The 8,403-nt window shown below is 65.2% G+C and carries 7 protein-coding genes and 1 pseudogene; 7 read left to right on the top strand and 1 reads right to left on the bottom strand.

From position 1 onward, the window contains the following. On the top strand, positions 1-1,128 hold a 1,128-nt coding region (locus EOA38_RS20370; protein ID WP_127300069.1), incomplete at its 5' end, for an argininosuccinate synthase. Between the two features lie 256 nt (positions 1,129-1,384). Here the strand turns inward: EOA38_RS20370 and EOA38_RS20365 are convergent. Continuing rightward, entirely contained in the window at positions 1,385-2,182 is a 798-nt protein-coding gene (locus EOA38_RS20365) for a lytic transglycosylase domain-containing protein (RefSeq protein ID WP_126091150.1), read from the bottom strand. A gap of 282 nt (positions 2,183-2,464) precedes the next feature. Here EOA38_RS20365 and EOA38_RS20360 point away from each other — a divergent pair, with 282 nt between their 5' ends. From EOA38_RS20360 to EOA38_RS41135, 6 genes and pseudogenes are all read left to right on the top strand, one after another. Beyond that, the gene (locus tag EOA38_RS20360; protein ID WP_127300068.1) at positions 2,465-3,556 is read left to right on the top strand and encodes a putative zinc-binding metallopeptidase; all 1,092 of its coding nucleotides are present in this window, start codon (positions 2,465-2,467) and stop codon (positions 3,554-3,556) included. A gap of 64 nt (positions 3,557-3,620) precedes the next feature. Then, positions 3,621-4,229, top strand: coding sequence for a DUF1236 domain-containing protein (locus EOA38_RS20355; protein WP_127300067.1), 609 nt, complete (start codon positions 3,621-3,623; stop codon positions 4,227-4,229). Positions 4,230-4,384: 155 nt separating this feature from the next. Next, positions 4,385-5,365 (top strand): CPBP family intramembrane glutamic endopeptidase, encoded by a 981-nt coding sequence (locus EOA38_RS20350; protein ID WP_127300066.1) that lies wholly within the window; start codon positions 4,385-4,387, stop codon positions 5,363-5,365. After that, positions 5,365-6,306, top strand: coding sequence for a glycosyltransferase (locus tag EOA38_RS20345; protein ID WP_127300065.1), 942 nt, complete (start codon positions 5,365-5,367; stop codon positions 6,304-6,306). Before EOA38_RS20350 ends, EOA38_RS20345 begins: the two co-directional genes overlap by 1 nt. Before the next feature lie 567 nt (positions 6,307-6,873). Then, positions 6,874-8,310 carry a signal recognition particle protein gene (locus EOA38_RS20335; protein ID WP_127300064.1) on the top strand — a complete coding sequence of 479 codons (1,437 nt, stop codon included), beginning with the start codon at positions 6,874-6,876 and terminating at the stop codon, positions 8,308-8,310. A gap of 7 nt (positions 8,311-8,317) precedes the next feature. After that, positions 8,318-8,403: pseudogene (locus tag EOA38_RS41135) on the top strand (chorismate mutase); the annotation flags it as partial.

The following is an 8,403-nucleotide window of genomic DNA, read 5'->3' as shown; positions in this document are numbered from 1 at the left end:
GGCGCCGAAGTCGTCCCCTTCACCGCCGATCTCGGCCAGGGCGGCGAGCTGGAGCCGGCGCGCCGCAAGGCCGAGATGATGGGCATCAAGGATATCCGCATCGTCGACGTGCGCGAGGAATTCGTTTCCGACTTCGTCTTCCCGATGTTCCGCGCCAATGCAGTTTACGAAGGCACCTACCTGCTCGGCACCTCGATCGCCCGGCCGCTGATTTCCAAGCATCTGGTCGAGATCGCCAGGGAGACGGGCGCCGACGCAATTGCGCACGGTGCTACCGGCAAGGGCAACGACCAGGTGCGCTTCGAGCTCTCGGCTTACGCGCTCAACCCCGACATCAAGGTCATCGCGCCGTGGCGCGACTGGTCATTCAAGTCGCGCACCGACCTGATCAACTTCGCCGAGCAGCATCAGATTCCGGTGCCGAAGGACAAGCGCGGCGACGCGCCGTTTTCGGTCGACGCCAACCTTCTGCACTCCTCCTCGGAGGGCAAGGTGCTGGAGGACCCGTGGAGCGAGCCGCCGGAATTCGTCCACCAGCGCACCGTCTCGCCGATGGACGCGCCGGACGCCGTCACCGAAATCGAGATCGAGTTCCTCAAGGGCGATCCGATCGCGCTCAACGGCAAGAAGCTGTCGCCGGCCACCATGCTGGCGGCGCTCAACGACCTCGGCCGCGACAACGGCATCGGCCGCCTCGACCTTGTCGAGAACCGTTTTGTCGGCATGAAGTCGCGCGGCGTCTATGAAACCCCCGGCGGCACCATCCTGATCGCCGCCCACCGCGCGATCGAATCGATCACGCTCGACCGTGGCGCGGCGCATCTCAAGGACGAGTTCATGCCGCGCTACGCCGAGCTCATCTACAACGGCTTCTGGTTCTCGCCCGAGCGCGTCATGCTGCAGGCGATGATCGACAAGAGCCAGGAGGATGTCGAAGGCTCGGTGCGGCTGAAGCTTTACAAGGGCAATGTCATCGTCACCGGCCGCAAGTCGAAGAAGACGCTCTATTCGGATGCGCTGGTCACCTTCGAGGACGACCGCGGCGCCTACGACCAGAAGGACGCCGCCGGCTTCATCCGCCTCAACGCGCTCCGGCTGCGCACGCTTGCGGCAAGGAATCGCCGGTGAGGCTGGTAATCTCCCCCCTCGAGGGGGAGATGGCCGGCAGGCCAGAGGGGGTCGCCTCGCACAGAACACCAACGCTTTTCGCGCGATGAGAGACGACGCTGGCGCCCCACGCGCGGCGACCCCCCTCTGTCGCCTTCGGCGACATCTCCCCCTCAAGGGGGGAGATTACCGCTTTCCCGGCTTTCGCTAACTTCCTGTGTAATAAACAAAAACCCGGCGTTTCCGCCGGGTTTTTGTTGCTTGGTCGCTGCCCGTGTCAGTCGGCGTCGATCGCCTCGGCGATGCGGGCGATGGCCTGCTGGTAGACGCTTGCCGAATTCCAGCCGGCGATGGCGCCCATATTCGCCTCATAGCTCGCGCCGGCGTGCCAGCCATGACCTTTGAGGAAATTGGCGGTGGAAGCGAGCGCCGTGTTCCTGTCGCGCAGGTTCCCGCTGCCGACGCCATACTTCAGGACATTTCCGGGAAGGAACTGCGTGTGGCCGATCTCGCCATGCATGGCGCCGACCGACGAGGCGCTCAACGCGCCGCGATCGACCAGCTTGAGCGCCGCAATGGCATGCGGGGTAAAGTAATCCGGGCGGCGGCAATCATAGGCCAGCGTCAAAATGGCCGAGACCGTGTTCTGGTTGCCCATCGAGGCGCCGAAGCCGGTTTCCATGCCCCAGATGGCGAGCAGCACGCCCGGCGGCACGCCGTAGTTCTGTTCGATCTTGTCGAACATCGCCGCGTTCTGCTTCTTCAGCGCACGGCCCCTGGAAATGATCGCGGCCCCGCCCCGGCGCTTCATGAACGCTTCCACCGAACCGCTGAACGCCTTGTGGATGGCGCGGTCGGCAGCGATCGTCCTGGTTGCATAAGTCGCGCCAGCCAGCGCGGACAGGCCCCGCTGACCCACGCCCTCAGCCTGCGCTTCGGCGGCGAACTGCTGCTTCCAAGCATCGAAGCCAGCGCCGTTCTTGCCGCAACTGGCCGCCGCCTGCGCGCCCGTCGCCAGTCCAAGTGCCGCCACAGCCGCGGCCACGAAAATCCTTCCCTTGGCAAAAAATGCCATATCGTTCTCCTGGTTGCCTGAATCACGTCCCGGTTGCAAATCTGCCAGTGAAACGCCCGATTGTCACCGCCCACACGGGCTGCGTGCCGCTCGCTGCTGGCGATTGCCGGGGAATTTGCCTACGATCAAGCATTTATTATGGCGGGGTGGCTTTATGGAAGACGTTGATGTCGTGATCATTGGCGCCGGTTCCGCGGCGCTTGCGGCGAAATAGGATCGGAACGCCGGGCGCCGCACGGCGTTTGCACGAGGCCCGCCCTTGTCCCCATGGGTTGATAGCAGATGAAGCTGTTCGACTGCCCGCATTGCGGCCACCGCCTCTATTTCGAGAACGCCCAATGCCTGAACTGTTCCAGCCTTGTGCTTTATGACCCCGCGCGGGCGCATTTCGTGCTTTCCGACGAGGCCGTTCCATGCGGCAATGCCGACGAATGCGCCTGCAACTGGCGGGCCGAGCCGGACCACGGCTTCTGCCGCGCCTGCGCGCTGAACCAGACGATCCCGGACCTGTCGGTGGACGGCAACCGCGAGCGCTGGATCCGCGTCGAGGCGGCGAAAAAACGCGCCGTCTATTCGCTGCTGGCCTTCGGGCTGCCGGTCACGCCCAAGACCGGCCTCGAGGACGAAGCCGGGCTCGCCTTCGATTTCCTTGCCGATTCGATCGGCGGCGGGCCGGGCGGCGAACGCATCCTCACCGGCCACGACAACGGCCTGATCACTCTCAATGTCGCTGAAGCCGATTCCGCCGAGCGGGAACGCAGGCGCGTCGAGATGGGGGAGAATTACCGCACCTTGCTCGGCCATTTCCGCCACGAGCTCGGCCATTATTACTGGGACCGGCTGATCCGCGACGATCCCGGGCGGCTCTCGGCCTTCCGCGCCCTCTTCGGCGACGAGCGGGCCGACTACGAGCAGGCGCTGAAGGCCTACTACGCCAACGGCTCGCCGGCAGACTGGGAGCAGCGGCACATCTCGGCCTACGCGACGTCCCACCCATGGGAGGACTGGGCTGAAACCTGGGCCCATTATCTGCATATCACCGACACGCTGGAGATGGTGCATGCGCTGAATTTCCCGCTCGGCCGGCTGGAGACGGTGGACGCCGGCGCCCTGCCCCACGGTGACACGGGTGGAAAGCTTCAGGCGGCTCCGGCCGAGCCAACCCCACCGCCCGAGCCCTTCGAGAAGGTGCTGGCCCGCTGGCTGGTGCTGTCGGAGGCCTCCAATTCGATCAACCGCTGCATGGGGCTGCCCGATCTCTATCCTTTCGTCATTTCGGACGTGACGGCGCAAAAACTGGCCTTCGTCCATGCGCTTTTGACCGGGCTGCCGAAAGAAGGTGGAACAATTCGTGAGCCGGCGACGGCATTTTAGCCGGAACGCATGAGGCCTGGTTTCGTTTTCGAGCCCGAGGGAGCGTTGAAAACGGAGAGAAACCATGAAACGCGTATTGTTTCCGGCGCTTGCCGGCGCGCTGCTCGCCATGTCGGGCGCGGCCCTTGCCGACACGCCGGTCTCGGCCGTGGCCGATTTGAATGTCCGCGCCGGCCCGGGCCCGCAATATCCTGTGATCGGCGTGCTCGCGGCCGGCCAGTCGGCAACGCTCACCGGCTGCATCGCGAACAGCAAATGGTGCACCATCGCCGAAGCTGGCGGCAATGGCTGGGTCTATTCCGACTATGTGACGGGTGATTTCGGCGGCAGCCGCGTGGTGCTCACGCGCCGGCCGGCCGATGCCGGCATCGCCGTGGTGTCACCGCCGGCCGACGACGTCTATTCGCAGGACGACTATACCGGCGGCATCGTTTCGGGCGATGCGGATGCGATCGAGCCGATCGCCAGGCCGCCGGCCGAGGTGGGCACTTACGTTGCCACGCATCGGGTCGACCCGGTCTATCTCGAAGGCGAAGTGGTGACGGGCGCCACGCTGCCCGACACGGTCGAGTTGCGCGAGATTCCCGACTACAACTACCGCTACGTCTATGTGAACAACCAGCCGGCGCTGGTCGATCCGGGCACGCGCCGCATCGTCTATGTGATGCGCTGATCAGGTGGATTGTGGTGGAAAGCGGCCGCCTGATGAGCGGCCGTTTTTTTAGCGACTCGGAACGGTAACCCTTTCCACTATCCCCAAGGACGATTGCGCCGAAAACGCCAATCCCCTAGATCATGCGACCGGAAGGGTTGGGGCAGGGGACCCGCGTGACCGTCGACAATGCCGCCTTCGAGCGCTACCGCCGCTCGCCGAACCAAAAAACCACTCTGCTCCGGCTTCTGCTGGGAACGGCGATCGTGGTTTTCTTCTGGCTCGCCATGACGTTCGTCGTGCTCGTCGCCGGCACCTACGCCTTCCTCGTTCTGCGTCTTCCCGGTCCGTCGACCGGACAGCCGATCCAGGATTTCCTCGCTTCGCCCATCGGCATTCTTACCGCGCTGGGGTCGTTTGCCGGCATCTGGATCGGTCTCTGGGTGGCGATGCGCTTCGTGCACGGCGAGCCGCTCTCGGCGCTGATCGGCGCCAGCCGCCGCATCTCGCGCGGCGGTTTCCTCAAAGGCCTGGTCGCGGTCCTGATCACCTCGCTGTTCTCGGAGGTCCTGCTCTATTGGCTGCAGCCGGAGATCGCGCGCGGATCGATCGCGTTCTCGTCCTGGCTGCTCTTCCTCGTCCCGATCGTGCTGCTTACCTTTCTGCAGACCTCCTCGGAGGAGGCGCTGTTCCGCGGCTATCTGCTGCGCGGCCTTGCCAGCAGATTCGCCAGCCCGCTGATTTGGGCGGCGCTGCCGGGGCTTCTGTTCACCGCGCTGCATTGGAGCTCGGCCTCGACGCTCGCCATCAATGCCTGCGTGCTGGTTTCGATCGCCACCTTCGCGCTGCTTTTGACCCTTTTGGTCTATGTGACCGGCAATCTCAGCGCTGCCTTCGGCGCCCATCTCGGCAACAACCTGACCGGCTTCCTGCTGATCTCGCACCAGGAGAGCTACAATTCCTTCGCCCTGTTCAACGCCAAGCCGCTCGAGGGCCCGGGCTGGACGAATATGGACGCCGTTCTCATCGCCGCGATCGGCATCGCAAGCACCTTGCTGACGATGCTCCTGCTTCTGCATCGCCGCTCGCCGCTGAAGATCGGGCCGGACCGACCAGACAGGATCACGGTCAATCAAAAAGCCGATGGGCTCACCTGATGCGCATCACGCTGGTGGCGGAACAAGCCATTCCCTGCAAAGGCTATGGCGGCACCGAGCGGCAGGTCGACTGGCTGGCCAAAGAACTTTCTCGCCTCGGCCACCGGGTCGTCCTGATCGCCGGTCGCGGCTCGAGCCATCCGCTTTGCGAGGTGCGGCATGCGTCCTCGGCGGCCGAATGCCGCGCCGCGATCCCTGCCGATACCGACATCGTGCACTTCAATGGCTGGTACATCGATACGTCGCGTCCGGCGCTCTACACGATGCACGGCTTTGCCCCGGGATTCCCGCGGCGGGAGCAGAACTGGAGCTTCGTCAGCGCCAGCCATGCGCGCAACCACGGGCGGGAAACCTTCGTCTACAACGGCTTTCCGATCGATGCCTATCGGCTGTCCGCCGCCAAGACGAACCGGCTGCTGTTTCTGGCCGGCATCGCCCGCGCCGCCAAGAACCTCAACCGGGCCGTCGATCTCGCCAGGGCTTTCGATTTCCAGCTCGACATCGCCGGCGGCCCGCGCTGGCAGCTTTTGCTGCGCTCGAAGGTTCGCCGCCAGGGCGTCTTCTTCAAGAGCCTGGGCCGCCGCTTCCGTTTCCACGGCACCATCGACGGCGATGAGAAGCTGCGCCTGCTCGGCGAGGCCAAGGCCTTCCTCAACCCGATCGCCTGGGAAGAGCCGTTCGGCATGGCGCCGGTCGAGGCCATGCTGTGCGGCACGCCGGTGCTGACCACGCCACGCGGCGCGCTGCCGGAAATCGTCGACGATGCCACCGGACGCTTCTTCGACACCGATGCCGAGTTCGCGCAAGCTTTGGAGGCGGTTGCCGGCTTGCCGCCGCAACAGTGCCGCGAATCCGCCGCCGATCGGTTTCCCATCGCCAGGACGACACAAGGGTATCTCGACCTTTACCGGCGCATTCTGGAGGGGGAGAGGCTGGCTTGAGCCGGGCGGGCTCCTCCTTCTCCCCTTGTGGGGTGAGAAGCGGTCCGCACAGCGGACGAAAAGCCAACTGCTTGGCTTTTCGAGCTTCGAACGCCCGGAGCTTGCGACGGGCCGGGCGGTGGATCGGCGCGCAGCGCCGAGACGGATGAGGGGTGCTGGAAGGAATGCGACGCTGGCGTTCCCTGGAACACCCCTCATCCGACCGAGCTTCGCTCGGCCAAGCCTTGACTCTTCGGCCGATTTCCTGTCTAGACGCCCTCGAATTCCGCGACGAGTACACCTTCGCGAAAGCCGACCAGGACGCCGAGGCCTCTTTGAGGCAAGAGCTGTAAAGAGATCCTGGAGGCCAACACCCGGCAGCGCGATGCGCCCCCGGGTGCTTTTTGGCTTTGCGCTTTTGCTTGGCGACCCGGCGCGAACGCACTACCTCTCGGGCATCATCCGGGTGCCAGAGAAAAGGAAGAAGAATGTTTGAATCACTTCAGGAGCGCACAAGAGGCGTGGAGGGCCGCAGGCCCGACAGGGATCAGCATGAATCCAAGGCGCTTTCACGCGGCGGTTTGATCAATGTTTGAGTCCCTGCAAGAGCGCCTTGGCTCCATCCTGAACGGCCTGACCGGCCGCGGCGCGCTGTCCGAGGCGGATGTCTCGGCGGCGCTGCGCGAGGTGCGCCGCGCGCTGCTCGAGGCGGACGTGGCGCTGGAGGTGGTGCGTTCCTTCACCGACAAGGTGCGTGAGAAGGCGGTCGGCGCGGCTGTCCTGAAGTCGATCAAGCCCGGACAGATGGTCGTCAAGATCGTCCATGACGAGCTGGTCGACATGCTTGGCGCCGAAGGCGTCGCCGTCGACCTCAACGCGCCGGCGCCCGTCGTCGTCATGATGGTCGGCCTGCAGGGCTCCGGCAAGACGACGACCTCGGCCAAGATCGCCAAGCGCCTGACCGAGCGCCAGAACAAGAAGGTTCTGATGGCCTCGCTCGACACGCGGCGTCCGGCCGCGCAGGAGCAGCTTCGCCAGCTCGGCGAGCAGGTGAAGGTCGCGACGCTGCCGATCATCGCCGGCCAGAGCCCGGTCGACATCGCCAGGCGCGCCGTCCAGGCGGCGAAGCTCGGCGGCCATGACGTCGTCATCCTCGACACCGCCGGCCGCACCCATATCGACGGGCCGCTGATGGTCGAAATGGCCGACATCAAGAAGGTGTCGTCGCCGCACGAGATCCTGCTGGTCGCCGACTCGCTGACCGGCCAGGATGCCGTCAACCTGGCGAAAAGCTTCGACGAGCGCGTCGGCATCACCGGCCTGGTGCTCACCCGCATGGACGGCGACGGCCGCGGCGGCGCGGCGCTTTCCATGCGCGCCGTAACCGGCAAGCCAATCAAGCTGATCGGCACCGGCGAAAAGATGGATGGGCTGGAGGAATTCCACCCCAAGCGCATAGCCGACCGCATCCTCGGCATGGGCGACATCGTCTCGCTCGTCGAGAAGGCCGCCGAGACCATCGACGCCGCCGGCTTCGACGACAAGATGTTCCGGCGCCAGCTCGCCATCATCTCCTCGATGACCAAGGCGGAGCGGGCGAACCCCGACATCCTGAAGCACTCGCGCAAGAAGCGCATCGCTTCCGGCTCCGGCACCGACGCGGCCGAGATCAACAAGCTGTTGAAGATGCATCGCGGCATGGCCGACATGATGAAGGCGATGGGCGGCAAGGGCAAAGGCGGCGGCATGATGCGCGGCATGATGGGCGGCCTGGCCTCGAAAATGGGCCTCGGCGGCATGATGCCCGGCGGCGGCATGCCCGATCTCTCCAAGATGGATCCGAGCCAGCTCGAGGCCCTGCAGAAGCAGGCCCAGGCTGCCGGCCTTGGCAAAGGCTTGCCGGGCGGATTGCCCGGCGGACTTCCCGGCGGCGGCGGACTGCCGGGCCTGCCCGGCGGCATCAAGTTGCCTGGCCTTCCGGGTCTCGGCGGCGGTGGGCTGCCCGGCTTGGGGAAGAAGAAGTGAGGGGGCGATGAACGAGGAGAAGGACATGGCCGACGCACGCGCCATTCTGGCGGGCTACCGCGCTTCGATCGACAACATCGACGCCGCCCTCAT

Origin of the sequence: Mesorhizobium sp. M1E.F.Ca.ET.041.01.1.1 (assembly GCF_003997355.1) — a bacterium.
Lineage (GTDB): Bacteria > Pseudomonadota > Alphaproteobacteria > Rhizobiales > Rhizobiaceae > Mesorhizobium.
This window is presented reverse-complemented; position numbering and strand designations above follow the sequence as displayed.